This is a genomic window from Flammeovirga sp. OC4 (assembly GCF_000812565.1).
Lineage (GTDB): Bacteria > Bacteroidota > Bacteroidia > Cytophagales > Flammeovirgaceae > Flammeovirga.
Genome location: NZ_JTAM01000008.1, coordinates 21,651 through 48,075, shown reverse-complemented (window position 1 = coordinate 48,075; position 26,425 = coordinate 21,651). Strand labels below are relative to the sequence as shown.

At 34.1% G+C, this 26,425-nt stretch carries 26 protein-coding genes; 18 read left to right on the top strand and 8 right to left on the bottom strand.

The annotated features are described in order from the left end of the window. Positions 1-133: 133 nt before the first annotated feature. The 12 genes from pyk to PL77_RS08190 all read left to right on the top strand — a co-directional run bounded on the left by pyk (position 134) and on the right by PL77_RS08190 (position 14,147). On the top strand, positions 134-1,564 hold the full coding sequence (gene pyk / locus PL77_RS08245) for a pyruvate kinase (RefSeq protein ID WP_044203708.1): 1,431 nt from the start codon (positions 134-136) through the stop codon (positions 1,562-1,564). A gap of 239 nt (positions 1,565-1,803) precedes the next feature. Continuing rightward, on the top strand, positions 1,804-2,883 hold the full coding sequence (locus PL77_RS08240) for an LptF/LptG family permease (RefSeq protein ID WP_044203705.1): 1,080 nt from the start codon (positions 1,804-1,806) through the stop codon (positions 2,881-2,883). A 229-nt stretch (positions 2,884-3,112) separates the two neighbouring features. Then, positions 3,113-3,778 carry a diphthine--ammonia ligase gene (locus PL77_RS30345; RefSeq protein ID WP_052444262.1) on the top strand — a complete coding sequence of 222 codons (666 nt, stop codon included), beginning with the start codon at positions 3,113-3,115 and terminating at the stop codon, positions 3,776-3,778. A gap of 166 nt (positions 3,779-3,944) precedes the next feature. After that, positions 3,945-5,780, top strand: coding sequence for a T9SS type A sorting domain-containing protein (locus PL77_RS08230; RefSeq protein WP_044203702.1), 1,836 nt, complete (start codon positions 3,945-3,947; stop codon positions 5,778-5,780). A 199-nt stretch (positions 5,781-5,979) separates the two neighbouring features. Further along, positions 5,980-6,891, top strand: coding sequence for a DMT family transporter (locus PL77_RS08225; RefSeq protein WP_044203701.1), 912 nt, complete (start codon positions 5,980-5,982; stop codon positions 6,889-6,891). 60 nt (positions 6,892-6,951) lie between these two features. After that, positions 6,952-8,151, top strand: a complete 1,200-nt coding sequence (locus PL77_RS08220; protein WP_044203699.1) for a S9 family peptidase — start codon at positions 6,952-6,954, stop codon at positions 8,149-8,151. A gap of 103 nt (positions 8,152-8,254) precedes the next feature. Next, a complete protein-coding gene (locus PL77_RS08215; RefSeq protein ID WP_052444261.1) occupies positions 8,255-9,130 on the top strand; it encodes a universal stress protein in 876 nt (291 codons plus the stop codon). A 79-nt stretch (positions 9,131-9,209) separates the two neighbouring features. Next, positions 9,210-10,307, top strand: a complete 1,098-nt coding sequence (locus PL77_RS08210) for a Nif3-like dinuclear metal center hexameric protein (protein ID WP_044203697.1) — start codon at positions 9,210-9,212, stop codon at positions 10,305-10,307. 47 nt (positions 10,308-10,354) lie between these two features. Continuing rightward, positions 10,355-11,521 (top strand): YncE family protein, encoded by a 1,167-nt coding sequence (locus tag PL77_RS08205; protein ID WP_044203695.1) that lies wholly within the window; start codon positions 10,355-10,357, stop codon positions 11,519-11,521. An 82-nt stretch (positions 11,522-11,603) separates the two neighbouring features. Then, a complete protein-coding gene (sdaAB, locus tag PL77_RS08200) occupies positions 11,604-12,281 on the top strand; it encodes an L-serine ammonia-lyase, iron-sulfur-dependent subunit beta (protein WP_044203693.1) in 678 nt (225 codons plus the stop codon). An 83-nt stretch (positions 12,282-12,364) separates the two neighbouring features. Then, positions 12,365-13,711: a TolC family protein gene (locus PL77_RS08195; protein ID WP_082026452.1), complete on the top strand. Its 1,347-nt coding sequence runs from the start codon at positions 12,365-12,367 to the stop codon at positions 13,709-13,711. A 16-nt stretch (positions 13,712-13,727) separates the two neighbouring features. Further along, positions 13,728-14,147, top strand: a complete 420-nt coding sequence (locus PL77_RS08190) for a DUF2147 domain-containing protein (protein WP_044203688.1) — start codon at positions 13,728-13,730, stop codon at positions 14,145-14,147. A gap of 63 nt (positions 14,148-14,210) precedes the next feature. On the opposite strand, the gene PL77_RS08185 is transcribed toward PL77_RS08190, so the two are convergent. The 7 genes from PL77_RS08185 to PL77_RS08155 form a co-directional block, all read right to left on the bottom strand. Then, a complete protein-coding gene (locus PL77_RS08185; RefSeq protein ID WP_156152291.1) occupies positions 14,211-15,494 on the bottom strand; it encodes a site-specific integrase in 1,284 nt (427 codons plus the stop codon). Between the two features lie 325 nt (positions 15,495-15,819). Then, the gene (accC, locus tag PL77_RS08180) at positions 15,820-17,163 is read right to left on the bottom strand and encodes an acetyl-CoA carboxylase biotin carboxylase subunit (RefSeq protein ID WP_044203686.1); all 1,344 of its coding nucleotides are present in this window, start codon (positions 17,161-17,163) and stop codon (positions 15,820-15,822) included. A gap of 51 nt (positions 17,164-17,214) precedes the next feature. Continuing rightward, the gene (accB, locus tag PL77_RS08175; protein ID WP_044203737.1) at positions 17,215-17,733 is read right to left on the bottom strand and encodes an acetyl-CoA carboxylase biotin carboxyl carrier protein; all 519 of its coding nucleotides are present in this window, start codon (positions 17,731-17,733) and stop codon (positions 17,215-17,217) included. 78 nt (positions 17,734-17,811) lie between these two features. Further along, positions 17,812-18,378, bottom strand: a complete 567-nt coding sequence (gene efp, locus PL77_RS08170) for an elongation factor P (RefSeq protein ID WP_044203683.1) — start codon at positions 18,376-18,378, stop codon at positions 17,812-17,814. An 81-nt stretch (positions 18,379-18,459) separates the two neighbouring features. Beyond that, positions 18,460-19,446 carry a beta-ketoacyl-ACP synthase III gene (locus PL77_RS08165; RefSeq protein ID WP_044203681.1) on the bottom strand — a complete coding sequence of 329 codons (987 nt, stop codon included), beginning with the start codon at positions 19,444-19,446 and terminating at the stop codon, positions 18,460-18,462. Between the two features lie 156 nt (positions 19,447-19,602). Beyond that, positions 19,603-19,809, bottom strand: a complete 207-nt coding sequence (rpmF, locus tag PL77_RS08160) for a 50S ribosomal protein L32 (protein ID WP_044203678.1) — start codon at positions 19,807-19,809, stop codon at positions 19,603-19,605. 20 nt (positions 19,810-19,829) lie between these two features. After that, positions 19,830-20,369: a DUF177 domain-containing protein gene (locus tag PL77_RS08155; protein WP_156152290.1), complete on the bottom strand. Its 540-nt coding sequence runs from the start codon at positions 20,367-20,369 to the stop codon at positions 19,830-19,832. Positions 20,370-20,518: 149 nt separating this feature from the next. Between PL77_RS08155 and PL77_RS08150 the strand changes: the two genes are divergently transcribed. From PL77_RS08150 to PL77_RS08135, 4 genes are all read left to right on the top strand, one after another. After that, entirely contained in the window at positions 20,519-21,223 is a 705-nt protein-coding gene (locus PL77_RS08150) for a 16S rRNA (uracil(1498)-N(3))-methyltransferase (protein WP_044203674.1), read from the top strand. A 93-nt stretch (positions 21,224-21,316) separates the two neighbouring features. Next, entirely contained in the window at positions 21,317-21,985 is a 669-nt protein-coding gene (locus tag PL77_RS08145) for a DUF4159 domain-containing protein (RefSeq protein WP_044203671.1), read from the top strand. 68 nt (positions 21,986-22,053) lie between these two features. Continuing rightward, positions 22,054-23,079 (top strand): acyl-CoA reductase, encoded by a 1,026-nt coding sequence (locus PL77_RS08140; RefSeq protein WP_044203668.1) that lies wholly within the window; start codon positions 22,054-22,056, stop codon positions 23,077-23,079. Positions 23,080-23,082: 3 nt separating this feature from the next. Continuing rightward, positions 23,083-24,183: a glycosyltransferase gene (locus tag PL77_RS08135; RefSeq protein WP_044203666.1), complete on the top strand. Its 1,101-nt coding sequence runs from the start codon at positions 23,083-23,085 to the stop codon at positions 24,181-24,183. Here PL77_RS08135 and PL77_RS08130 read toward each other — a convergent pair. Then, positions 24,173-24,445, bottom strand: a complete 273-nt coding sequence (locus PL77_RS08130; RefSeq protein ID WP_044203664.1) for a hypothetical protein — start codon at positions 24,443-24,445, stop codon at positions 24,173-24,175. The two genes, PL77_RS08135 and PL77_RS08130, sit on opposite strands and share 11 nt — an antisense overlap. A 229-nt stretch (positions 24,446-24,674) precedes the next feature. Here PL77_RS08130 and PL77_RS08125 point away from each other — a divergent pair, with 229 nt between their 5' ends. Both PL77_RS08125 and PL77_RS08120 read left to right on the top strand, forming a co-directional pair. Then, positions 24,675-25,328 carry a metal-dependent transcriptional regulator gene (locus PL77_RS08125; protein ID WP_044203663.1) on the top strand — a complete coding sequence of 218 codons (654 nt, stop codon included), beginning with the start codon at positions 24,675-24,677 and terminating at the stop codon, positions 25,326-25,328. Then, positions 25,325-26,389, top strand: a complete 1,065-nt coding sequence (locus tag PL77_RS08120) for a M42 family metallopeptidase (protein ID WP_044203661.1) — start codon at positions 25,325-25,327, stop codon at positions 26,387-26,389. Before PL77_RS08125 ends, PL77_RS08120 begins: the two co-directional genes overlap by 4 nt. The last annotated feature ends 36 nt before the right edge of the window (positions 26,390-26,425 follow it).

The following is a 26,425-nucleotide window of genomic DNA, read 5'->3' as shown; positions in this document are numbered from 1 at the left end:
TTTGTTCTATTGTATGAATTTGATAAATTCGCATGTGTTTCAAATATAGAGGACAAAAATAAATAATCAGCACATCTGATTTTGTTATTTTCCCTCGAACAATTTAAAATTATATATTCGTTAATTAAGAACTATGAGTATCGCAATCAACAAGACCAAAATCGTCGCTACGATTGGACCAGCAACAAGAGATAAGCAAAAAATTCTTGAGCTTATTCACGCTGGAGCAGATGTATTCCGTTTAAACTTCTCACACGACGTACATTCTGCACATAAGCAAGTAATCGATTGGGTATCAGAGTACAACTCAAAATTCGGTCATAACATAGCTATCTTACAAGATTTACAAGGACCAAAAATCCGTATCGGTGAAATCGAAGGTGGAGCTGTTGAGATCGTTGAAGGCGAAAAAATTACTATTACAAACAATCCAGTTGTAGGTACTAAAGATAAAGTATCAACTTCTTACACTAATATCGTGAAAGACGTTAAAGCTGGTGACAACATTCTTATCGACGACGGTAACTTGTGTGTTCGCGTTGTTGAAGTTAAAGCAAACGAAATCATTTGTGAAGTAGTTTACGGAGGTAAATTAAAGTCACGTAAAGGTATGAACTTACCTGATACTGATATCTCTGAAGCTTCTTTAACTGCAAAAGATAGAAGAGACTTAGAATTCGGTTTAGAGTGTGGTGTAAACTGGGTAGCTTTATCATTCGTAAGAAACCCTGAAGATATCACTTCAGTAAAAGAAATCATCAAATCTAAAGGTTCAAATGCTAAGATCATCGCTAAAATCGAGCGTCCTGAAGCAATTGCGAACTTTGATGAGATCTTAAAAGTAACTGACGCTGTTATGGTTGCTCGTGGTGACCTAGGTGTTGAGATCAACTTTGAAGACGTACCAATGCTTCAAAAAGAAATGATCCAGAAGTGTAACAGAGCTGCTAAGCCAGTAGTTGTTGCAACTCAAATGATGGAGTCAATGATCAACAACCCTCGTCCAACTCGTGCAGAGGTAAATGACGTGGCAAACGCAGTAGCTGACGGTACTGACGCAGTAATGTTATCAGCTGAATCAGCAGCAGGTGACTACCCTATCGAAACTGTTCAAGCAATGGTTCGTATCATCACTGCTATCGAGCGTCAAAACGACAAAATCTACAACAAAACGTATGACTTCAACCCTGAAAGCTCAGCGTTTAGCGGTAACTTAATTGCTCAAGCGGCGTCTAGCATTTCTGCTGACTTAGGTGCTAAAGCAATCATCGGTTTGACTACTTCAGGCTTCACTGCTTCAAGAATCTCAAGACACCGTCCTAAGACAAACATCTTTATTTTCTCATCTGACAAGCAATTAGCGGCTACGCTTAATATTGTTTGGGGTGTGAAAGCATTCCATTATGTACCAAAAGGTTCTTCTGAAGAAACTTTCAAAGAGTTAGAAGAGATCTTAGTACAAAAAGGTTTCCTTGCACAAGGTGATAAATTTGTAAACATCGCTGCTTTACCTCTTACTGAAACAGGTAAAACAAACAGCTTAAAAATCGGTACAGTAGAGTAATTCATTATTCGCTGTAAATAGATGCTAAAGGCCTTTTGAGTGGTTTTACTCAAAAGGCCTTTGTTTTTTAAATAAAATTCATTTTAATTCTTTCTTCATTGATGTGAAACAACGTTAAAAGACACTATTTATATGTATTCTATTGCCTTTTACGTTGGAAAATTAATGAAGGAATTCTTTTTTTGTATTCGGTAAGGCTTTTGCCTTTTAGTCGAATTAAAACACTTACGACAGACAATATGAAACTTCTGGATAAGTATATTCTTAAAAAGTTTTTTAAAACATTTATTTTTGTAGTACTGTTACTAAACATCATTGTTTGTGTAATTGATTACACTGAAAAGCAGGACGACTTTTTAAAACACGGATTAGAGTTTGGATATGTATTCCAAGAATACTATATAAACCTATTTATACACTGGGTAAATACGTTGAGTCCACTTTCTATCTTTATTGCTGTTGTATTTATGACTGCAAGACTTGCAGCACATTCAGAAGTTATTGCAGTATTAAGTAACGGGGTTAGTTACCCAAGATTCTTATTACCTTATGTTGTTGGTGCAACTATAGTGGGATTATTAATTTTTGCTTTGGTAGGATATGTAGTGCCTTACAATGCGAAAACAAGAGTAGCTTTTGAGATTAAATACCTAAAAAGCCCTTACTACTTTAACGAAAGAGACATTCACTACAAGGTAAGTGATTCAACATACTTATATGTAGAAAGCTATAATAACAGAATCAAGAGAGGTTACAGACCTACTTTAGAAACATTTGATGGCAACAAGCTATTAGAAAAAATTTCTGCTAACAGAATTCAATGGGATTCTGCTAAACAAGAGTGGAAATTTGACAAATACGAAAAATATACTTTCAACCCTGATGGAACTCAGAAATTTGCAAAAGGGACTTCATTAACGAAGAAGTTAAATTTAGATCCTAAGTATTTTGAGAGTAAGTACAATCTCCATGAAACGCTTACAAATACTGAGTTATCTGATTACATTGAACAAGAAAAAAGTAGAGGAGTTGCTAATCTTGGTGTATATGAAAATGCACTTTATGAAAGATACGCTTACCCTTTTGCCATCTTATTACTTACGTTGATGGGAGTTTGTGTTTCATCAGTTAAATCAAGACATGGTTCAGGTTATTTAATCGCTATGGGATTTGTTCTTGCATTTGTTTACCTCCTAATGGTAATCATGAGTAGAGCAATTGCTGAAGCTGAAACCTTAAGTCCATTCTTAGCGGCATGGCTACCAAATATTATTTTCACTTTTGTAACTATTGGATTATACTTTAGAGTACAGAAATAAAGAAAAATAATTTAAACAAAGAAGAGTCTAACAGGTATGAATGTTAGGCTCTTTTTTTTAGATCAAACTTGAATATTCACTTTATCAGTAAGTGATTTTTAACATAAGAAATACGTGAGGGAATTCATTTGAATAATAACAGATGATTCATTATTTACAGGTTGTAAAAAAATATTCGTTTTGATATTCTTTTTAAGAATTTACTCGATGTATAGATAAAAATATTAATATGAAAAACGCAGTTGTACTTTGGACTGGTGGTAAAGATTCTGCCCTCGCTTACTTCGAATTAAAAGACAAATACAATATTGTCAAATTTGTGACTTTTGTGCCTAAAACAGACAAGAAATTTGTTGCTCATCCTGTAGAATTAATGAAAGCCCAATCTTCGAGTATTGGAGCTCAACATGAATTTGTGAAGGTAGGAGAACCTTTCAAGGAAGGATATATTGATGCAATGAAACAATTAAAGAAGGAAGGAATTGAGGTAGTCATTACCGGTGATATTTCAACAATTAATGGCCAACCTAATTTCATTGAAGAATGCTGTAAGGGACTTTTAGAAATCGATATGCCACTTTGGGAACATGACCGCAGAGCATTACTCGACAAGTTTATTGAAAACAACTTCGAAATTTTGATCTCTCTATCTTATAAAAAAGATTTTGAAGAACATATTACAGGTAGAAGACTTGATAAAAAATTAGTGGAGGAACTAAAAGTACTCCAGGATAAAACAGGTATTGACCCGTGTGGAGAAAATGGAGAATACCATACCAATGTTCTTGATGCCCCTTACTTCAACAATAAGATTGACTTAGGTTTCACTGTTGAAGAAAAAGAACAGTACCATTCTATCAATATTGAGAATATTACGGCAACTCCAAAAAACTAAATTTCCACTCCTAAATTAACTTTCAATTTCACTATCAATCTAAAATATAATTGGGTTGATGGTGAAATAAATTATAAATACTAGCTATATTACAATCCAATTTCAAGCTAAACACTAACCCAAAAGTAAACTCTCATTTTTTTCCAATAAATATTTCATACACAAAATGAGCAAACTATACTTTAGGTTAATAATTACCTTAATCAGCATTTCAGGATTATCCTTTCATCTTGATGCACAAACATTACCTTTCCCTCAATCTAGTGATGTTAATGAATTGCACTCTACCACTTTTTTATTCAGTGAAACAAGGTCAGGTGACACTGTAATCAACCTCGGTGATATTAATGGAGATGGTTTTAGTGACTATGCAGTTCATAATTATAATTCTCATGAAAGTTACTATCTCGTTCTTGGAAAAGCCGATTACCCCTCCAATGTCAATAATGATCATTTTTCAAGATTCCGAAACACTAACTACTTTAATTTCAATAAAATATATGGTGGTGGCGACATTAATAACGACGGTTATGATGATATTGTCATCTCAGATAAGTGGGACAATAACTGCAATGGTGTCCTAAACATTTTATACGGTGGACCCTATGTGCCAGAAGTGATTACAAGAGATGATATTGACTTACAATTCAAAACCATTTTGGCTGATGAAGAAGACTACAATGACATTTCAATTACTAGGTTTGCAAATCATGCAGAAATCATCAAGGATATTAATAATGATGGATTTGATGATATTATAGTTACAGAAAACACACGTGGTTCATCGAGTATTTGTCCAAATGAAGTAACCAATAGAACTGATGATAGAAGTTATATTATCTTTGGTAAAGAAAACTTTCCAGATAGTCAAAAGCATATCAGTGACATTGAAGACAAGGTTGAATTCCATAATAAACGAGATAACAGGTCTGTTGACAACCTTAAAGTTCTTGGTGATATAAATGGAGACGTTTTTGATGATTTTGTATGCTTAATAAAAGAATTAAATGATGAAAATAATGATGGGCTTGATGGATATATCGCATTATTAATATTCGGCAAAGAAAATTGGACAGCAGGCAAATACGATATTGCTGACTTAATAGATAAAAAAGAGGCTACCTTTCTAAATATAAAATATGGCGACAACCTTGAGTATATCAATTTTAATTTCAGTAAAATTGGAGATATTGACAAGGATGGTTATGATGATTTTGGAATTACATTTCCCTTTAAAGTGGTCACGGGCTTCTGGCGTGAGAGGAAATCTATAGTCCTCTATGGCCATAAATCAATTGGGGAAAGTCAAATTGATTTAAAAGATATAAAAAGAGTTCAAGGTTTTGAAATTACAACCGATAGTCAATTCAGCCCTCTTTTTTCTAATAGCAGAGGAGATATAAATGACGATGGTTATGAAGATATTTTATTGACTGACCATAAGGGATCAACTTTTATAATTTATGGCTCCAGTTCTAAATATCACTATCCAAAAATAGTTGATTTTGGTAGTCACCCTACTGAAGCAAATATAGATGGAAACAGGGCTTTCAGAATAGAAAATAGTGACAGTGATACTCATCATACCGCAGGAATTACATTTCTTGATGATTTCAATGGAGATGGTGTAAATGATATTGTGCAAGGGGCTATGAGTGACCAAAGTAAACCTCTATTTATTGGAAGATGTTATGTCGTTTATGGCGTGAAAGATGGAATTATTGCCTCAAATGACATCCTTCAAACTAACACCTCGACTATTAATTTATTCCCTAATCCCGCTTCTGATCTAATAGAATTAAATATCGAAAATGATTTCTTGGGTGATATCGAAATTGAAATCTTCACATTAAAGGGGCAGAATGTTTTATCTTTCACACAAAGAAAAAATAATGAAAACCATCAATCTACCATTGATATAAGACATTTACTCCCTGCGACTTATATTCTTAATGTAAAAGCAGATGAGGCTATTTTCACAAAGAAGTTTATCAAAAAATAAAGCTACTGAATACAGTTTTAAGTAGAATTAGCCTTTCAATTTTTCTCATACATTAATAACCTAGACTTACTGATTTTCAAAGACTTTATAGTTCAGTAAACTTTATTAGTTCTTATACTTTGATTGAATTAGTTAATTCTACTTCCTTTTTATACCTTTGCCGCACAATTATTTAACACCACCTATACTTCCATAAATAATGTTCAACGAACAACTTAAACTTCATATCATTGTTTTTGTCTGGGGATTTACGGCAATCCTTGGGGTATTGATTGAATTAGATTCCTTCCAATTGGTATTTTATAGAACACTCATTGCTGCAGTTTCAATGTGGATTTTCATGAAATTTAAAGGTTGGGAATTGAAAGTGAATTGGAAAGAAGCGACAAAACTATTATTAACGGGTGGCTTGGTAGCCTCACATTGGATCCTATTTTTTGCCTCTGCTAAAATTTCCAAAGTAAGTGTTTGCCTAGCAGGTATTGCTACTACAGCCCTATTCACCTCACTATTAGAACCTTTGCTAACGAAATCAAGTATTAAGCCTTATGAAGTTGTACTTGGCCTTTTTGTAATAGTAGGTCTTTACATCATTTTCCAATTTGAATTTGATCATGCTTTAGGGCTCACTTTATCGCTTTGTGCCGCATTTGTGGGGTCACTTTTTAGCGTTTTAAATGGTAATTATGTGAAGACTATCTCCTCTCCTAAAATAACACTTTACGAAATGATTGGAGGTTGTGTCACTGCTTTTATTTGTCTTCCATTTCTTTCTGAAAGCGAGACACTTCTAGCAATTCCTTCAACCCTTGATATCATTTATTTATTTGTATTAGCTGTAATTTGCACTACAATTGCTTATGCAGTTTGCGTTGAAATTCAAAAAAGTTTAAGTGCCTTCCAAGTAAACTTAACGGTAAATTTAGAACCTATTTATGGTATTATTCTAGCTTTAATTTTCTTTGGAGAGGAAGAAACTATGACGCCAGGGTTTTATGTAGGAGCGGGAATTATTTTACTATCTGTGCTCTCCTATCCTTTCTTAAAGCAAAACTATAACAGAAGATCTTCCAATAGAAAAAAATTACACGAAGAAGTTATTCAGAATTAATGAAAACAATTCTTGTGTTTTAGAGGTCTTACTTTTAACTTAAAAAAAACAATTAAAAACATGACCTCTAACTTATTTTTTTTAAAGAAATACGCTCTCTACTTCGTCTTATTATTTGTCTCATTTGCCTGTTCAACATCGGATGATGGTGAAGAAATTACGCAAGTCAATAAGACTTTAGTTTCACATGAAGAAAAGAGTAGTTTTACAGAATCTGAAATCAATGTATTAGCACTTTTAGGTGGATTAGGTGAAGTAGCTCCTTTAATACAAAGTGGATTTACAAGTTATAATGTACAGTATAATACCACTGACAAAGATGGCAAAACAATAATAGCATCTGGCGTAGTTGCTTTCCCAACGGTAGAAGATCAGATCGACTGGGTAATCCTTAGTCGTGGTACTATACTTGCTGATAGTGAAGCTCCTTCGGTTTCCACTCTACCTTCTTATGAAATTGGTGCAGCTTTAGGTTTTGCCATTGTGGTGCCTGATTTAGTAGGTTTTGGATCTACAGCAGATTATCCTCAATATTATTTTATCAAAGACAAAACGGGCGAACAAACCAATGATTTATTAAAAGCTGCTCAAGAATTAGCATCAGAGTTAAATATTACCACTACACAGAGAGCTTTCATTACAGGGTACTCTCAAGGTGGTTACTCTTCGTTGGCTGCAACGGAATACATTGAAAAAAACAACCCAGACCTTGAAGTTTTAGCCATTCTTTCTGGAGCTGGAGGCTATAATTTATTAAGAGTAATGGAAGAAGTGTTGCAACAAGAGAGTTATGATTCTCCTTCGTTTTTAGCTTTAATTACACAAACCTATTACACTCATTACGGTTGGGATCTTAATACTTACCCTATTTTTCATGAAAATATCACTAATATTGACCAACTACTTAATGGTAGTTATTCAACTTCTGAATTAAATACTTTACTACCCATGAAGTTAAGTGAGCTCTTTCATGAAGATTTTCTTACGAGTATGAATAATAAAGATACATCCCATCCGATGTATCAGCATTTAATGGAAAATTCTGTACATACAATCTCATCCAACTCCCCCTTTTATTTGTATCATTCTCCAAATGATGAAATCATCCCACCTGTTACAAGTGAAGAAACTCACAGTCTACTTCAACAAAATAACAATACTTCCACGTATAAATTGATTGATGGAGAAAGTCATTCAGATGCCGCAGTCTCAATGTTAGTAGAAGCATTTGGTGATATGACAACTGTACTAAATCAATAACAATAATTATTGTATTATTTACGTTTATATTGATTTTCATCAATGTTTAACTTTCACTTTGTTTGTATATTCATGTACTGATTAAGATATAAACATAAAGATCATGGAAATCAAAAATATATTAGTCCCTACGGACTTTTCTCCGGAAGCTACAAATGCTTTAAATGTTGCGATTCAAATTGCAAAAAAGTGCAATGCAGCTATTTCATTATTGCATGTCATTGATGTCCCGACTATCAATCATTATGATAGTTTGTCGGTCTTTGGAGCAGGTGATATTGGTATGGAAGACCCTGAGGTTTACACACATTACACTAGAAAACTCTCTGAAATTGTCAACACAAAAGTAGATAAGATCGTTGAAGAAAATCCTGGTGTAGTAATCCAAAAACACATTGAGTTTGATTCTTTGCAAAGACACTTAGCTGATTTTGTAGTGAAAGATGAAACAGACTTGATCATTATTGGCTCTCAAGGAGTTAGTGGTATTGATGAAGTGTTAATTGGGTCTAATACTGAAAAAATAATACGTCACGCCAAAGTTCCTGTACTTACAGTAAAAAGGGAAGAGAAAAACTTTGGGCCTAAGAAAATAGTTTTTGCATCCGATTTCCATAAAATCAATGATAATGTCATCGCTTCATTAAAGCATTTCCAAGATATATTTGACTCTGAAATTCATCTTGTCAAGGTAATCACTCCAAGTAACTTTGAAGCAACGCCTTTCTCTATTACACAATTGGAGGAATTTGCTAAAGAGCATGAATTTAAAAACTACGAAGTGCATACCTTCAATGATTTTTCAGAAGAAGAAGGCATAAGAGGTTTTGCTCAGTTTATTGAAGCAGATATGATCTCATTGATAACACATGGTAGAACAGGTTTACAACATATTCTTTATGGTAGTATTGCGGAGGAGGTCGCCAATCATGCCATCAGACCTGTTTTAACTTTCAATAAAAAGTTAAAGACAAAATAGTTTTTTATTACATTTGTCTAAATATAAAATAGTATAAGCTCGTTTCTTACCGATTCGAGCTTCATTTTTCTAAAAGAGTATGAAAGTCAAAGAAGTAATAAAAATATTAGAAGAATTAGCACCAGCACAATACCAAGAAAGTTATGATAATGCTGGATTAATTACAGGAAGTGGTCAAGAAGAAGTACAAAACGTTTTAGTGACTTTAGATTGTACAGAAGATATAGTAGAAGAAGCAATACAAAAAGGTTGTAACCTTATTGTAGCTCACCACCCTATTGTTTTCAAAGGATTAAAAAGATTAAATGGCAAAGATTACGTTGAGAGAACTGTCATCAAGGCCATCAAAAACGATATTTGCATTTTTGCGATTCACACCAACCTTGACAATATGATCCATGGTGTAAATAAAAAAATAGCGGATCTTATTGGTTTAGAAAATGTAAAAATCTTAAGTCCTATCAAAAACAACCAATTATTCTTAAGTACTTATGTACCAGTTGCAGATATTGATAAAGTTCAAAATGCATTAGCAGTGGCAGGTGCCGGAAAAATTGGAAATTATGATGGGTGTAATTTCCAAATTGAAGGAAAAGGCTCATTTACACCTAACGATAATGCTAATCCTGCAATTGGCTTTAAGGGTAAACCAGAATCTGTAAAAGAAATTAAAATCGAAGTACAATTCCCTTCTCATCTAAAAGGCAAAGTATTATCAGCACTACAAGCTGCTCATCCTTATGAAGAAGTGGTCTATCAATTACAAACTTTAGAGTCTACTTCAAAAGAAATTGGATCTGGAATGTATGGTACATTACCTTCTCCGATTTCTGAAATGGAATTATTAAAGAAGTTAAAAGTAGTATTTAAAGCCGGAGTGATCAAACACACACCATTACGAAATAAAATGGTAACCAAAGTAGCATTATGCGGTGGTGCAGGAAGTTTCCTTTTAAGAAATGCCATAGGTGTAAATGCTGATTTCTTTGTTTCAGGCGACTTTAAATACCATGAGTTTTTTGATGCTGAAGGAAAAATCGTGATTGCTGATATTGGACATTATGAAAGTGAACAATTTACATCTGATTTACTAGTAGATCATTTAAGTGATAACTTCCCGTCTATATCATTCATGAAAACAGAAATCAACACCAATCCTGTTAACTGCTTTGTATAGAAAGCAAGAATCAAATAATGATGCATTAATTTCAGGCTAATACCCGGATGAAATTGAAAATAAATAAATATAGCATAGTCATATCCACTCTCATTATTTTTGTGAGTGGATATTTTATTTTTCTTAATAAAGATACCGAAGGCACACCTTCCCTATTAGTCAGTCATGAGACCTATCAATACGATTCTCTTGAATTGATATCCTCTACGAGATTCCCTGTAGACCTAGCTCCTAAATCACTAATCCACACTCAAGACAACTCTAAAGTTTATGTACTATGCCTTGAGGCCCTATCTGTCATAGAAATTGATACTAAAACCAAAAAGAGAATCAGAACCCTCAATTTTAAACCTTCAGCAGGGATGGGATTTGATTATAAAACAAGAAAATGGGTAAAATCCATTCAAGAAAAACCCGTAGAAGGCCTACTTACTCATAATGATCAATACTTATGGATAAGCTTGCATAATGCTGATGGTGTAATTGTATGGAATCTAAAAGAAAACAATAATGAATCGAAAAACTATAAAAGTGCTACGATAGTTGAAAATGATCAAATTAATACAATTAAACTTCCGTTTTTTGATACAGAAACCACTCCCAAATTTTTGGTAAATGACTCCATCAACAACAGAGTAATTGTAAGTAATTGGCATGACAATTCATTAAGTATCATCGAATATAATGCACAAAATCCATCTCACTGGAAAACCTTAAAACATATTCCAACAAAAGTGACACCTCGAGGGTTAGTCGTTGATCAGAAAAATTCGACACTATGGCTCGGAAATATGGCATCACACAACCTCCAAATTTTTGATTTAAAGACATTCGAACTGAAAACCACAATTCAAGATGTCATCTCTCCAAGACATTTTGTAAAGAATGATTCATTAATACTAATTTCTCAAAGTAGTAAGGAGATTATTTCAGCATACGATCGAAAAACTTTTCAGAAGAAATTTCAGATAAAAACGCTTGATGATCCAAGATCAATTGCTATCTCTAATAATGGGCAATTCCTTTTTTGCACTTCTTACGGAGATAACAAACTAGAAATCTTTGATTTAAAAACTAAAAAGAGGCTTTATAGCCTTACATCGCATGGAGGACCAGTTGGCATTACACTGTTAGAAAGCAAAAAATCGATTCAAGCCTGGGTTTGTAATTATAAATTTTCAACTGTAAATGTCTTTACTTTTGATTTGAAATAATGATATTTACAAATCACATATAAAACCGATTATCAAAAGATAGTCACATTACTTAACCATATAATTAAATAATAGCCAAACTATGGCAGATAAATCAAGCATTTTTGATATGATTGGACCGGTCATGATTGGTCCATCGAGTTCGCATACTGCAGGTGTAGTAAGAATAGGAAGAGTGGGTCACAAAATGATCGGGGGCACACCTGATAAAGCCGAAATTGTATTTTATAATTCATTTGCTCGAACTTATGAAGGGCACGGTTCTGACAAAGCTATCATTGCAGGACTTATGGGACTCAGTACTGATGACCCTGGAATAAAGCAGGCTTTTGATCTAGCTGAACAAGAAAAACTTGAGTATACTTTTAAGCCTGTAGGAAACGCTTCTGCTCATCACCCCAATACCATCCGTTTAATTCTTGAAAAAGACGGAAACAGATTAGAATTGGTGGGTGTAAGTAAAGGTGGTGGCATTATCTCAATTCGAGAGGTGAACGGGTTCACTTCTAACTTTAGTGCCAACTCTCCTACTTTGATCGTAACAGCCGATGACAGAAAAGGAGCGATCTCTTTTATTTCTATGTTACTCTCTCAAGAAGAGGTTAACATTGCAGAGATGACTGTTTCAAGAAGTGGCAAAAATCAAAAAGCTACTCAGTTTATAGAAATGGATGAACGTCCAAGAGACATCACCCTTCAATACCTCGAAAGTATTAAATGGGTACATAAAGTCACTTTTTTACCAAATGTAGACGACTAACCTATTAAAGGTTAGTTTTTCTTTTTATATTTTGGATAAAATACAATCATCACACTTCATTTGTTCTAAAGACAAATTTTACAATGTACAAACATAAACTTCTAACTTTATTTTTTCTTTTAAATAGTGTCATAACCTATTCTCAAGACATGGTATGGACTTATCAGCAATGTGTTGAATATGCCATCGAAAATAACCTTTTCGTAAAACTCCAAAATTACGATGTACTGGAACGTACTGAAGAGTACGCGCAGGCTCGCTCTCAAAGATATCCTAACGTTACAGGGTTTTATTCTCATAGTTATAATAGAGGTTTAAATCCTGACCCGATTACCAACCGAAACGATATTCAAAATGTCAATACGGGTAGTATTGGAGCTCAAGTTGGCGTCCCTATTTTTAATGGATTTCGTATTAACAACACTATCAAACAATCTAGAAAGAATATTGAAAGTTCTGAACTAGGTAAAGAAAAGATAGAAAATGATATTATCATTCAGGTTACCGAAAATTATCTGGATGTTATTTATAAATACGAGAATATTGATATCTCAAAAAAGAGAGTGAAAACATTAGAAGAGCAAGTTGAAAGAACTAAAAAGTTGGTGGATGCGGGCTCGTCACCTCTTTCTGAATTATTGGATTTAATGTCTCAATTTGCCGATACTGAGCGACAATTAACAGAAGCTGAAAATGCTTACAATATTGCTTTGCTAACGCTAAAACAGTCTATGCAATTGGACTTCTCTACTCCTTTTGAAATTGATATTCCACAATTTCAAGATCCTGATACCACAGTACAATTCTCATCCAATTCAAACACTGTTTTTGAAGAATCAAAAAATATTATGCCTGAAATCAAACAAGCTGAAGCCAATATTGCAGCTTCTCAATATCAGGTGAAAATTGCAGAAGGAGCCTACTATCCTACTGTTAATTTCAATGGTAACGTAAATACAAGATATGCATCAAATTATGTAAATCCATTGGACCCTACAGATAGTTCATTGGGCACTCAATTTGAAAATTTCTTTAGTCAGGCAGCAACAGTCCAACTCAACATCCCTATTTACAACAGAAGAGATACTAAAACTCAAGTCAATAAGGCCAAAATCACAACAATGAAAAATGAGGTTCAACTACAACAAGAACTAAATGACCTTAGACAGAAAATCGAGCAAGCTTATATCAATGCACTAAGTGCTCAAAAAACATATATGTCTTCTAAAAAATCAGTAGAATCTCTAGAAGAACAATTCAGATCCGTCAACAAAAGATTTGTTTCTGGTGCAGCAAACACAACTGATTATGTTGTAGCCGAAAACAACTTAAACATTGCGAAAGCAGAGCTAAACAGAGCTAAATACCAATTTATATTCTCTCGTAAAATCCTTGATTTCTATGAGGGCAAACAAATTATCTTAGAATAGAATTAATTTTAATCAAATGAAGAAACTATTATTTTTTGTATTCCTTATTTTTTCATCCTCTCCTCTATTTGCTCAAGAAACATCTGCTTTCGGCGTATGGAAAACAATCGATGATGAAACTAACGAAGCAAAAGCTTATGTAGAAATTTACAAGGTGGGCGATAAAATGCATGGAAAAATCACTAAACTTTTGATGGATCCTGAAGATACTTTGTGTGACAATTGTCCTGGCGATAAGAAAAACAAACCTGTATTAGGGATGGAAATTATCTGGGGAATGGAAAAAGATGGGGACCGTTGGATTGACGGTGAAATTCTCAAGCCTGAAAACGGTAAAGTCTATGATGGGAAAATCTGGGTTGAAGATGGAAAACTTCAAGTCCGTGGATATATTGGTTTTATGTATAAAACACAAACTTGGTTAAGAGTAGAATAAATCTATTCTTGATCAATACTTCAAAAGGTGTCTTTTCAATGTTAAAGGACACCTTTTTGTTTTTTAATATTCTGAGGAATCATAAATAGAGTTTAGTAAATCCCTTGATTTATCTTGTAAATAATGCTGCTCTGTAATTTGGGTCGTTGCATGTCCTAAAAGCCTTGATGTAGTCAATAATCCAAATTTTTCTAATGAATTATAAGCAAATGTGTGTCTTAAATTATGCAGGCTTATTGAATACAATTCCCCTTCCTTTACCACCTCCTTCAGGTCACATTGGTACAAGAAGTCCGAAAAATATTTAGATAAACTACTTATATTGTTGTTCTTATACCCCAATAAAGCATCTTGCCTTTCTAATTGATTCGTTTCTACAAATTCCAATAAAAAATGATATACTTCTGGCGGAATAGGCAAGGTCATCGTGTTATTTTTGCCTTTTAACCACACTTCCATTCTTTTCGTTTCAAAATTTATATCAGCTACTTTTAAATTTAACATAGAACTTCCCCTTAACCCCATACTAACACCAAGATGAAGTATTAATTGTTGTTTCTGATTAGCCTTGTTAAATAATACTTTGATTTGTTCATTAGAAAGACCAATACGATTCACCGATTGTAGAGAATCCTCAAACTTCTTTAAACTATTGATTTCTAATGCGATTTTATGTCTATTTTCATCGCTAGAAGTATGTTCATAATACGTTGCAAAGCGTTTAATCGCTTTTAAGTATAAATTCAGGGTTGATATTTTTAAATGTGCCTGTTCTCTTAAAAATTTATTTACGGATAAAGCTGAAATGTTGGAATAGGTAGAAGAATTAAGCCATTCCAAATATAAACCGACAATATTAGATAGCGTTTTTCCATAATGGGTCTTCCTCGTTAGTTTTGAATTTAAAGCGAGCCAATCTTCAAATCCTTTCGACCATTCATTTTGTAATAACGACTCATTTTTATTTTCAATTACTTTATTAAAATTATTTTCATAAAGCCAGACCAAGTATCCCTCTTTCTCTACCTCTAAATTTATTCGTCTTCCATACATTCTCCTTAATGCTTTTTGAGAAGTAGTAAGCACTCCTATTTCAATTTGTTTCTGTAAATAAGCCGTGTAATAATTAAAACTAGCCTTTGTTAATAATCCATTCCGAAATTCAACAATAAACTTCAAGAAGTAATTCATCTGTGTAATTGCCTTAGAAACAGTATTTAAAGCTTTCTTATCAGAATTCCCTCCCTCTAAAAGATATGATCTATACCCTTTCAATAAAAAATCAATGGGCATTCCTTCATTATCCAACGCCAGAGAAGTTGTTTTTGTAATTATTTTATTATTCAATTGAATAAATATTTAAATTTTATAAATTACATTATACAGTTATACAAATATAATGATTATTTATTTAACCGATTTATAAATTATATAATGAATATAACACATATCATAAGATATTTACTTCAACATATAAATTTATACTAGTAATAATTGAAGCCTCCTATTTATGAAAATTGAAACTCCATTAAAGTTGATTTGAAATAAATTAATTTGGTTATGAAGATCTAAATTTGAACTATTAGATTAATATCTAACAATATGAATAAACAAAAAAAGGGAGTCATTTCTGACTCCCTTAATCATGATATATATTATTTACGCTACCCTATTATAGAGTTTCGTAAGTAAATTCATCCATAAATCCTGTATTGAAATCACCTGATTGGTAAACTTCATTATCCATTAATCTTAAATGGAAAGGAATTGTAGTTTTGATTCCCTCAATGATAAACTCTTGAAGAGCTCTCTTCATTCTCTTAATTGCTTCCTCTCTTGTTTCAGCTGTAACAATCAATTTCGCAATCATTGAATCGTAGTTTGGAGGAATCGAGTACCCAGAATAAACGTGAGTATCAACTCTTACACCTGGACCACCTGGTACGTGAAGATTTGTAATCTTACCTGGTGATGGTCTAAAATCAGCTGCTGGATCTTCAGCATTGATTCTACACTCGATTGAGTGTGCTTGTGGCGTATAGTTTTTACCAGAAATCTTCTCACCAGCAGCTACTTTAATTTGCTCTCTGATTAAGTCGAATCCAGTTACTTGCTCCGTTACAGGGTGTTCAACCTGAATACGAGTGTTCATTTCCATGAAATAGAAATCACCGTATTTGTCCACTAGGAATTCTACAGTACCTGCACCTTCGTAGCTAATTTTCTCAGCACCAGCAATTGCTGCTTGACCCATCTTTTCTCTCAATTCAGGAGATAAAGCTGGAGAAGGAACTTCCTCTGTTAATTTTTGGTGACGTCTTTGGATTGAACAGTCTCTTTCTGACAAGTGACATGCACTTCCGTAGCTATCGCCAATAATTTGAATCTCAACGTGACGAGGTTCAACAACGAATTTTTCAAGGTACATCCCGTCATTACCAAATGCAGCTGCAGACTCTTGACGAGCAGAATCCCATGCTTTTTGGAACTCATCAGGACCGTTCACGATACGCATACCACGACCGCCACCACCTGCTGTAGCTTTTAAGATAACTGGGTATTTGATTTTTGCAGCGATTTCCAAACCTTGCTCTACTGAGTCTAAAAGACCCTCTGAACCTGGAATTGTAGGAACACCTGCTTCTTTCATTGTAGCTTTTGCTGTCGCTTTATCACCCATACGGTTGATCATGTCAGCTGATGCTCCAATGAATTTGATATTATTTTCAGCACAAATTGCAGAGAACTGTGCATTTTCAGATAAGAATCCATAACCTGGGTGGATAGCATCACAATTTGTGATTTCTGCTGCCGCCATGATATTAGGAATGCTTAAGTAAGAATCTGTACTTGGTGCAGGACCAATACATACAGCTTCATCTGCAAAACGAACGTGCAGACTGTCTTTGTCAGCTGTAGAGTAAACTGCTACTGTTTTGATCCCCATCTCAGCACAAGTACGGATCACACGTAATGCAATTTCACCTCTATTCGCTATAAGTATTTTTTTAAACACGATACCTTCTTAGTTTGGTTAATAATAAGTATTAGTTGATCGAACTAATAATTAAGATGGATCTACTAAGAATAATGGTTGATCGTATTCTACTGGTGACATGTTGTCCACTAAAATCTTAACGATTTTACCTGAAACCTCAGATTCAATCTCGTTGAAAAGTTTCATTGCTTCGATAATACAAACAACGTCGCCTTTCTTTACAGAATCACCTACATTCACGAACATATCCGACTCTGGGTTCGGAGCAGTATAGAATGTACCGATCATTGGAGATTTGATTTCAATGTAGTTAGAAGTATCTGCTGCTGGTGCCGCTGGAGCTTCTGCTACTGGTGCTGCCTCTGCTGCTGGAGCTGAAGCTGGTAACTCAGCTGATGGAGCTGGAGCTGCTGCTAAAGGAGCAACTGGAGCCGCTGCTAATACTGGTGCTGCAGGAGCAATAGCTGGTGCTGAAGCATCAACATTGCGTTTAACGTGAAGTTTGATTTCTGCAGTTTCTACATTTACTTCTTGCAAGCCTGAACCTGCAATAAAGCTGATCAGATCTTTTACCTCTGGTGCTTTCATAATGTGATAGTGTGTGTGTTTGAGAGAAGGCATAAGAAATAACCTTCTCTCAAACCTATTCGATTAAATACTAAAAAATTATTTTTTAACGCGTTCTGAGTAAGAACGATCCGTTGTATTTACTTTGATAACATCGCCTTGATTCACAAACAAAGGAACCATAATGTTCGCACCTGTTTCAACAGTTGCTGGCTTCAATGTGTTTGTAGCAGTATCACCTTTGATACCTGGCTCTGTATAAGTAACCTCTAACTCAACAAATTGAGCTAGTTCACAACCAACGACTTCTTCTACTTCTGCATGGAAAAGAATATCAACATTCATTCCATCTTGTAGCAAATCATTGTTTGGTACTTGTTCTGCAGGTAATGCTACCTCTTCCCAAGTAGTTGTATCCATAAAATGGAATCCCATATCATCTGCATAAGAATACTGATGTTGTCTTCTTTCAATACGGGCTGTTGTTACTTTATGACCTGCAGTAAAAGTATTATCAATCACTTTTCCTGTACGTATACTTTTTAGTTTAGTACGAACAAATGCAGGACCTTTACCTGGCTTTACATGTTGGAATTCGATGATTTGAAAAATATCATTATTGAATTCAATACATAAACCGTTTTTAAAATCAGCTGTAGATGCCATTATATATACTTTTTATTCTATTTCTAATAACTTAAAATTGGCGGGCAAAAAAATTTCCAACCACAAAAATAAAAAAATTTATTAGTATGCCCACTTAATGTAAGCTGAACCCCACGTAAATCCACCTCCAAAGGCTGCTAAGACAAGATTATCTCCTTTTTTTAACTTATTTTCATAATCCATAAGACATAAAGGAATCGTTGCAGCGGTAGTATTTCCGTATTTATGGATGTTCATCATTACCTTATCTTCTCCCACGTTCATACGTTTTGCAGTGGCATCAATAATTCTTTTGTTAGCTTGATGAGGAACTAAGTAAGCAACGTCGTCACCACTTAAACTATTTCTTTCCATGATTTCAGCTGCTGCATCTGCCATTGAAACTACTGCATACTTGAATACATGCATTCCTGCTTGATAGATGTAGTGCAAACGTTGATCAACGGTCTCATGAGATGATGGCATTCTTGAACCACCTGCTTTCATATTCAAGTATTCTTCACCTACACCATCACTTTTTAAGACAAAGTCCATTACACCCTCTTCTTCTTCTGTTGGCTCAAGCAATACTGCTCCTGCACCATCACCAAAAAGAACGCAAGTAGTACGGTCAGTGTAGTCTACAATACTTGACATTTTATCAGCACCAACAATAACTACTTTTTTATATTTACCAGTCTCAATAAATTGAGCACCTGTGCTAAGAGCATATAAAAAACCAGAACAAGCCGCACCGATGTCGTAACTAAAAGAATTGGAAGCTCCCACTCCTTTAGCAATAATGTTAGCAGTTGCTGGGAAGAACATGTCAGGCGTTACAGTTGCACAAATAATTAGGTCAATATCCTCAGGGTTAGTATTTGTTTTTTCTAGTAACTGTTTGACTGCTTGAATACCTAAATACGAAGTACCCATATTCTCGCCCTTAAGTATACGCCTTTCAGATATGCCCGTCCTCTCAAGAATCCATTGATCATTTGTATCAACCATTGTTTCCAGTTCTTGATTGGTAAGAACATAGTCAGGGACGTATCCTCCAACTCCTTTAATTGCTGCTTTTAATGCCATAGTAATATTGGTATTTCTTTTCTTTTTTTGGCTTTAACTTTTCGTCAAAATCAAATTTCAAAAAGCAAAGATAATCAACTCTTTTAAAATCCATATAAAGTATAAAAAAAAGCCAATCCTGTTTTTAGGATTGGCTTGATTCTGTGTAGTTTAAAACTACTCAGCAGTTTCGTCTACATCTACAGAGTTATCGATAACCACTTGGCCACGATAGTACATTTTACCGTCTGACCAGAAAGCACGGTGTCTTACGTGTGCTTCACCAGTAGATTGGCAAAAAGAGATTGTAGGTTTATCCATCTTAAGGTGCGTTCTACGCTTACCTCTCGAAGCTTTCGAAATTCTCGACTTAGGATGTGCCATTTTTAATTCTTAAATATATATCATTTGAGTTTTTTCAAAATATCCCAACGAGGGTCAGTTGGTTTCCCTTCTTCTTCCTCATTGATTTCCTCCTCACTTTCTTCGTCATACTCCTCTTCTCCATATGATGAATAAAATAATTCATCATCTTCATCCTCCTCTGGATGTAAACGCTTCGAAGGTAAGGACACTGCTATTAAATCATAGATTATCTGAGCGAAATCTAAATCTGACTCATTGAAAGGTATTTTAAATAAATCATCTTCCAACATTTCAAACTTATCTGAGAATTTAAAATATATCTTTTGAGTTTCCTCAAGCTGATAATCATATTCTCTTAAGCTCCTATCACTTAATAACACCACTTTTGCATTAAGAGTTAGATCTACGTCGATCTGTGTTTCACTCTTAACAAGTTGCAATATCACGCTTCCAGTTATATTTTCCATCAATTCAGATTCAAATATTTCTAAAAGTTGTGATGTTAACTCGATCTCGAATTGGTGTTTACCATTTTTTAAACCTCCAATTCCTATTGTATATGCATTTTTCTTCTTCACCTTCACTGTGATTTGGCTTGCAAAATTACAAAATCAATTCATACTAAGAAAGTATTTTAAAGAAATAATCAAGAAAAATAAAAAATAAAGGTAAATGTCGTGTATTTTTGCTCAGAATTAAGAAAAACACAACCTATCCCTAACGATTTATGAGACTTTTTTATCATAATGATATAAATCCTGATCAAAACGAAGTTACATTATCTCCCGAAGACAGTAAACATATTGTAAGGGTGTTACGAATGCAAAATTCAGAGCAACTACATTTAATGGATGGCAAGGGAAATAGATATACATGTACGATCATTGATGCTCATCAAAAGAAGTGTAAGGTTAAAGTCGACAACATAGAATCTTTACCTGCCACGGCATCACATATACATATAGGTATCGCTCCTACTAAAAACATGGATAGAATTGAATTCTTTTTAGAAAAAGCGATAGAAATTGGTGTTGGAAAAATTACATTCTTCTATTCGAAACATTCAGAAAGAAAACAATTAAAACTTGACCGTTTAGAAAGAATTGCTGTTTCAGCCATGAAACAATCAAGAAAGTTTTGGTCTCCAGAATTGTCTATAGTTCCTAATTTCAAAGAGGTGATAAATATTGAGTCAGACCAAAAGTTTATCGCTTACGTCCCTACAGATAGTACTGAAAATTTATTCCAAAAGATTAATAAAGATCAAAACATCTTCGTTTTAGTGGGACCTGAAGGAGGTTTTAGTGAGGAAGAAGCTGAACAAGCTAAAGAAAACGGTTTTGAATGGGTTAGTTTAGGAAAAGAAAGGCTACGAACTGAGACAGCAGGAATTGTTACTGCTCAAATTTTAAATATGGTCGATTTGAAATAAAAGATTTATTATATTGTATATACTAAGGTGAACTGAATCCATTTTAGTAATAAAAACAAAGCATCATAACTTTAAGATAACGAACCAATCCTGATGAAAAGAACTATCACATTTATACTTTTCCTAATTGTTCCCTTTTTAGCCCTTTCACAAGGCCATAGTAAATTTTCACTCAAAATTGCAAAAGTGAAATATACAGGAGGAGGTGACTGGTATGCCAACAAAACAGCTTTACCAAATCTTGCTGAATTCTGCAACGACAACTTAGGTACAAGCATTGATGTCGATGACGAGATTGTTGAAATTGGAAGCCCTGAACTATTTGATTTCAGCTATATTTACCTAACGGGCCACGGCAATGTTGTATTTTCTGACTCTGACGTTGATAACTTAAGAAGTTACCTTGTTAGTGGTGGTTTTTTACATATCGATGACAACTATGGGTTAGATAAATTTATCCGATTGGAGATGAAAAAGGTTTTCCCTGATCTCGATTTCATTGAAATACCTTTTGATCACCCTATTTATCATCAAACATTCAGTTTTCCTGATGGCCTTCCTAAAATCCATGAACATGATGGAAAACCTGCACAAGGTTTTGGTATTTTATATGAAGGAAGACTCGTTTGTTTCTACAGTTATGAATCTGATTTAGGAAACGGCTGGGAGGATGAATCCATTCACAATGACCCCGAAGAAGTAAGATTAAAAGCACTTCAGATGGGAGCCAACATAATTTCCTTCGCTTTGACAGACTTTTAAATCATTTTTCTTGTTTACTCACATTATTCCTATTTGATTTGCACTGTTTTTAGAAAATAAGAGGAATTATGACGTTGCAAGAAAGAATTAATGCTTTTGTAGCATTAGGAGATAAACTAAGAACTTTAGACGGAGACACTAAAGCTGCACTTACCCAACGAGCAAATGATGATAATGGATGGTTTGATGACTTATCTGTATCAAATGCATTGACAGGTATTGAAAAAATGCTTTCAAAAGAGGTATTGGAAAATTGGGTCAATGAATATTCAAGTTCTGACACTGAAAAACCAAATAAAGTATTAGTTGTAATGGCGGGAAACATCCCTGCTGTTGGTTTCCATGATGCTTTAAGTATTCTTATCTCAGGTCATATCTTGATGGCTAAACTAAGTTCTCTAGATACTTTTCTAATGACAACCCTCTTTAACTGGTTAAAAGAAATTGAGCCTAAATTCAATGATTTTATTGAAATATTAGACGCTCCGGTCAAAGAAATCGATAAAGTTATCGCTACAGGATCAGATAACAGCACAAGATATTTCATCAAATATTTTAGTAAGTACCCTAATATCATCCGCCATAATCGCTCATCAGTAGCCGTTATTAGAGGCGATGAAGACGAGGAAACATTAGCTAAATTAGCAGATGACATCTTCTTATACTATGGTCTGGGATGCAGAAACATCAGTAAAGTGTATGCTCCTAAAGATTATGATCTTACAAAATTGTTGAAAGCTTTAGAGCCAAGAGCTAAAGAAACAATCATCAACCACAAATACGCCAACAACTATGACTACAACAAGTCAATTTATTTGGTCAATAAAGTGGAGCATTTAGACAATGGTGGTTTGATCTTTACGGAGTCAGAAGAAATGGTTTCTCCTATCTCAGTACTTTATTATGAAACCTATGAAAATGGATTAGAGTTGAAAGCAAAATTAAGTGATGCTGAAGACAAAATCCAATGCGTTGTCACGGATGGACAATGGCTTGCTGGATCGGAAGATTTCGGTCAAGCTCAATTCCCAAGCGTTTCTACTTATGCTGATAATGTAGACACGATGGAGTTCCTTTCACCAGTTGTAAAATAATTTATGCAAAAGATTATTCTTGCTTCCGTTTTAAAACCAGTGGATGACACTAGGGTTTATGAGAAGTTTGGAAAATCACTTGCTAAAATAAAGAATACTGAATTAGTCATTTTTGGAACAAAAAGTAATGACACTTCTCTTTATCATTTAGAGGAAAATATACGTTTTGAACCTTATGACATCAATGAAAAGTCTACTCGCAAAGATGCGGGTAGGCTTTTTTGTGCTTTATTGAAAAAAGAAAAACCTCAGCATATTATTATTCATACCATTGAGTTGCTTCCTTTTTTGATTGGGTATAAAATCCGTCATAAAAATGTCAAAATTTACTATGACATATTAGAAAATTACCCTTTAAATTTCACTGCTCAAACTTATCACAAGAAATACATAAAATATTTATTGGCACTTGGTGCTCAATTGATTGAAAAATTTTCTTTTCCCTTTCTCAATCAAATTTTTTTAGCTGAAAAGGCCTATTTGGATGAAAAATCACTACCAGTTTCTAAAACTACTGTACTGGAAAATAAATATGTGCCTATTACATCTAAACCCAATACTTTAACGTCAAACGAAAAAGTCATTACTTATTGTGGTACTTTATCAAAAGCTTTTGGTGTCCTGGAATTTTTAAATTTTGTAACTGTTTTAAGCAGTTGCAATTCACAACTAAATTTCAAATTCAAAATAATTGGAAAAGCTTATGAAGATGATGTCGTAAAAATAATTCATGAATATGCCCAAAAGTATCCTATTGAAATCATTGGGATCACCTCATTTGTTCCGCATTTAAAGATTGTAGAAGAAATGCAAAAATCAGACTTCGTGGCTTTACCCTATCCTACTAATGCTTCTACTAAAAATTGCATTCCAACAAAAATGTATGAATGCATGGCTTTGGAAATTCCGATGATCATTCAAGAAAATAGTTTATGGAAGAGTATTGTCACTCCTTATCAAGCTGGAATATTTCTTGATTTTAATTCTTTCAATAAAACAGAATTAGAAAATAAAATCTTGCAACTGGATCCTTACCCAAATGGCTATAATAAAAATGCCCTTTGGAAAACCGAAGAGCATAAACTTTTTAAAATTATAAAATAAAGAACATCCAATAAGATAAACTTAGCACAGCACTTATCCCAATCAACCAAAATGCTATACCCAAGGCTTTCTCTTGAAACTTATAAAACCATAACTTCTTTTTGAATTTCTTTTTCTCGGCTTCAGATGCCTCCTTAAAACGAAGCGGTTTCTTTTGAAGATTAGTCCCCATGTTTTTGGATGGAAACCTACCAGTGGTCACCTGTCTGATTTCTCTTCTGTTGTTTTCTAAACTCTTAATTGCACTCGATTCAAATCCCATTTCGTTAAATTTTTAGTTATCAATAGTTCACCTCTTTTCAGTATACAATAGTTCATTTTCATTCTACTGAAAGCCTATTATTATTAAACGATAAAACATATTAACAGGTTCAAAAAATGAAATTTTTTCTTCGATAAAAACAATAAATAGTAGATTTAAAATTATGAAAAGTGTGGGCTAACTATTTATTTGCAATTCGCAATTATAATAGCATATATAACACCTTTACATGTTTAGTCATTCAGAAGAAAACTATTTAAAAACCATCTATCATTTATCCGAAAAAGATACGCCTGTTAGTACCAATGCCATTGCTGATCAACTGCGGACGAAAGCTGCGTCTGTTACTGATATGATTAAAAAACTCAATAGCAAAGGCGTAATTCATTATCAAAAATACAAAGGAACAACCCTAACTGAGGCCGGAAATAAGGCTGCCCTCCTAGTCATACGTAAGCATCGATTATGGGAGGTCTTCTTATTAGAAAAGTTGAATTTCAATTGGGATGAGGTACATGAAGTAGCGGAACAATTGGAGCATATTCAATCTCAAAGAATGATCGAACGTCTGGATCAATTCCTTGGTTACCCTAAGTATGATCCACATGGAGACCCAATTCCAGATAAAAACGGTGAATTTAGCAACCTAAAAGCCACAAAACTGTCCAACATTCCGTCAAGAGAAAAAGCAACAGTAGTCGCTGTAAAAGATGGGAATAGTAGCCTTTTACAATATTTAGACAAAGTAGGAATTGGCATAGGAACTGAACTGGAAGTGGTAGAAAAAATAGAATTTGACCAATCATTAGAAATAATTATCAATGGTAGAGAACAAAAAATCATCTCTTCCATGGTATCTGAAAATATATTAGTACAATTATGAGTTTAGAAAGAATTGATATTCCATTATTAAAGGAAATAAGTGAAACTGCAGGTGCTCCTGGCTTTGAGAAAAAAGTAAGACATTTACTTATTGACACCTTAAAGGATATTGTTGACGAATACTATGTTGACAATATGGGCAACCTCATCACCATCAAGAAATCCAAAAATGAGAATGCTAAGAAGTTTATGTTAGCAGCTCACATGGATGAAATCGGTTTTATGGTGAAACATATCGATGATAATGGTTACATCAGATTTCAAACATTAGGTGGTTTTGACCCTAAAACACTTACTTCTTTAAGAGTAAAAGTGCATGGTAAGAAAGACCTTTTAGGTGTGATGGGTTGTAAACCAATTCACTCTATGAGTGCTGCCGAAAGAGCCAAAGTAGTCACAAATGAAGAATACTTTATTGACTGTGGGCTTTCAAAAGAAGAAGTAGAAAAGCATGTGAAAGTTGGTGATTCAATCACCCGCTGGCAAGAATTAGACATGGTTGGAGACTTGATTAATGGTAAATCCCTGGATGACAGAGTTTGTGTTTATGCACTTGTTGAAATCATGAAGGCATTGAAAGAGCAAGATACTCCTGTAGATGTTTACGGTGTTTTTACTGTTCAAGAGGAAGTTGGCTTAAGAGGCGCTCAAGTAGCAGGTCATGGTGTTTCACCAGATTTCGGTATTGCTTTAGACGTTACCGTGGCTAATGATATTCCAGGTCTTGCTCCACAAGATTATGTTACATCTATGGGTAAAGGTGCTGGTATTAAACATTTTGATGGTGGAACTATCTGTGATAGAAGAATGGTTGAACACCTTGAAAACGTAGCGAAAGAAAAAGAGATTCCTGCTCAACCTGAAGTACTTCCTTTTGGAGGGACTGATACGGCAAACATTCAAAGAATGCCTAAAAATGGTTCGATTGCGGGTGCTCTAAGTATTCCAATGCGTTATTTGCATCAAACCACTGAAATGGCTCACCCGACGGATGTAGTTGCAATGATAGACTTAGTCGTTCAAGCTATTCTTGAAGTTGAAAATGGAGACTGGAGTTACTAATATATAGATTATAAATTTAAAAAGACCTCTTGAAAA

Bases quoted from the DNA above. Each gene is read 5' to 3' on its own strand.
- PL77_RS08190 (WP_044203688.1), top strand. From the start codon at position 13,728: ATGAAGAAACTATTATTTTTTGTATTCCTTATTTTTTCATCCTCTCCT.
- PL77_RS08165 (WP_044203681.1), bottom strand. From the start codon at position 19,446: ATGGCATTAAAAGCAGCAATTAAAGGAGTTGGAGGATACGTCCCTGAC.
- PL77_RS08220 (WP_044203699.1), top strand. From the start codon at position 6,952: ATGACCTCTAACTTATTTTTTTTAAAGAAATACGCTCTCTACTTCGTC.
- PL77_RS08145 (WP_044203671.1), top strand. From the start codon at position 21,317: ATGAAAAGAACTATCACATTTATACTTTTCCTAATTGTTCCCTTTTTA.
- PL77_RS08240 (WP_044203705.1), top strand. From the start codon at position 1,804: ATGAAACTTCTGGATAAGTATATTCTTAAAAAGTTTTTTAAAACATTT.
- PL77_RS08120 (WP_044203661.1), top strand. From the start codon at position 25,325: ATGAGTTTAGAAAGAATTGATATTCCATTATTAAAGGAAATAAGTGAA.
- PL77_RS08125 (WP_044203663.1), top strand. From the start codon at position 24,675: ATGTTTAGTCATTCAGAAGAAAACTATTTAAAAACCATCTATCATTTA.
- PL77_RS08210 (WP_044203697.1), top strand. From the start codon at position 9,210: ATGAAAGTCAAAGAAGTAATAAAAATATTAGAAGAATTAGCACCAGCA.
- rpmF (WP_044203678.1), bottom strand. From the start codon at position 19,809: ATGGCACATCCTAAGTCGAGAATTTCGAAAGCTTCGAGAGGTAAGCGT.
- PL77_RS08195 (WP_082026452.1), top strand. From the start codon at position 12,365: ATGTACAAACATAAACTTCTAACTTTATTTTTTCTTTTAAATAGTGTC.
- PL77_RS08215 (WP_052444261.1), top strand. From the start codon at position 8,255: ATGGAAATCAAAAATATATTAGTCCCTACGGACTTTTCTCCGGAAGCT.
- PL77_RS08205 (WP_044203695.1), top strand. From the start codon at position 10,355: ATGAAATTGAAAATAAATAAATATAGCATAGTCATATCCACTCTCATT.
- PL77_RS08135 (WP_044203666.1), top strand. From the start codon at position 23,083: ATGCAAAAGATTATTCTTGCTTCCGTTTTAAAACCAGTGGATGACACT.
- PL77_RS08225 (WP_044203701.1), top strand. From the start codon at position 5,980: ATGTTCAACGAACAACTTAAACTTCATATCATTGTTTTTGTCTGGGGA.
- PL77_RS30345 (WP_052444262.1), top strand. From the start codon at position 3,113: ATGAAAAACGCAGTTGTACTTTGGACTGGTGGTAAAGATTCTGCCCTC.
- PL77_RS08130 (WP_044203664.1), bottom strand. From the start codon at position 24,445: ATGGGATTTGAATCGAGTGCAATTAAGAGTTTAGAAAACAACAGAAGA.
- PL77_RS08150 (WP_044203674.1), top strand. From the start codon at position 20,519: ATGAGACTTTTTTATCATAATGATATAAATCCTGATCAAAACGAAGTT.
- PL77_RS08230 (WP_044203702.1), top strand. From the start codon at position 3,945: ATGAGCAAACTATACTTTAGGTTAATAATTACCTTAATCAGCATTTCA.
- efp (WP_044203683.1), bottom strand. From the start codon at position 18,378: ATGGCATCTACAGCTGATTTTAAAAACGGTTTATGTATTGAATTCAAT.
- sdaAB (WP_044203693.1), top strand. From the start codon at position 11,604: ATGGCAGATAAATCAAGCATTTTTGATATGATTGGACCGGTCATGATT.
- pyk (WP_044203708.1), top strand. From the start codon at position 134: ATGAGTATCGCAATCAACAAGACCAAAATCGTCGCTACGATTGGACCA.
- accB (WP_044203737.1), bottom strand. From the start codon at position 17,733: ATGAAAGCACCAGAGGTAAAAGATCTGATCAGCTTTATTGCAGGTTCA.
- PL77_RS08140 (WP_044203668.1), top strand. From the start codon at position 22,054: ATGACGTTGCAAGAAAGAATTAATGCTTTTGTAGCATTAGGAGATAAA.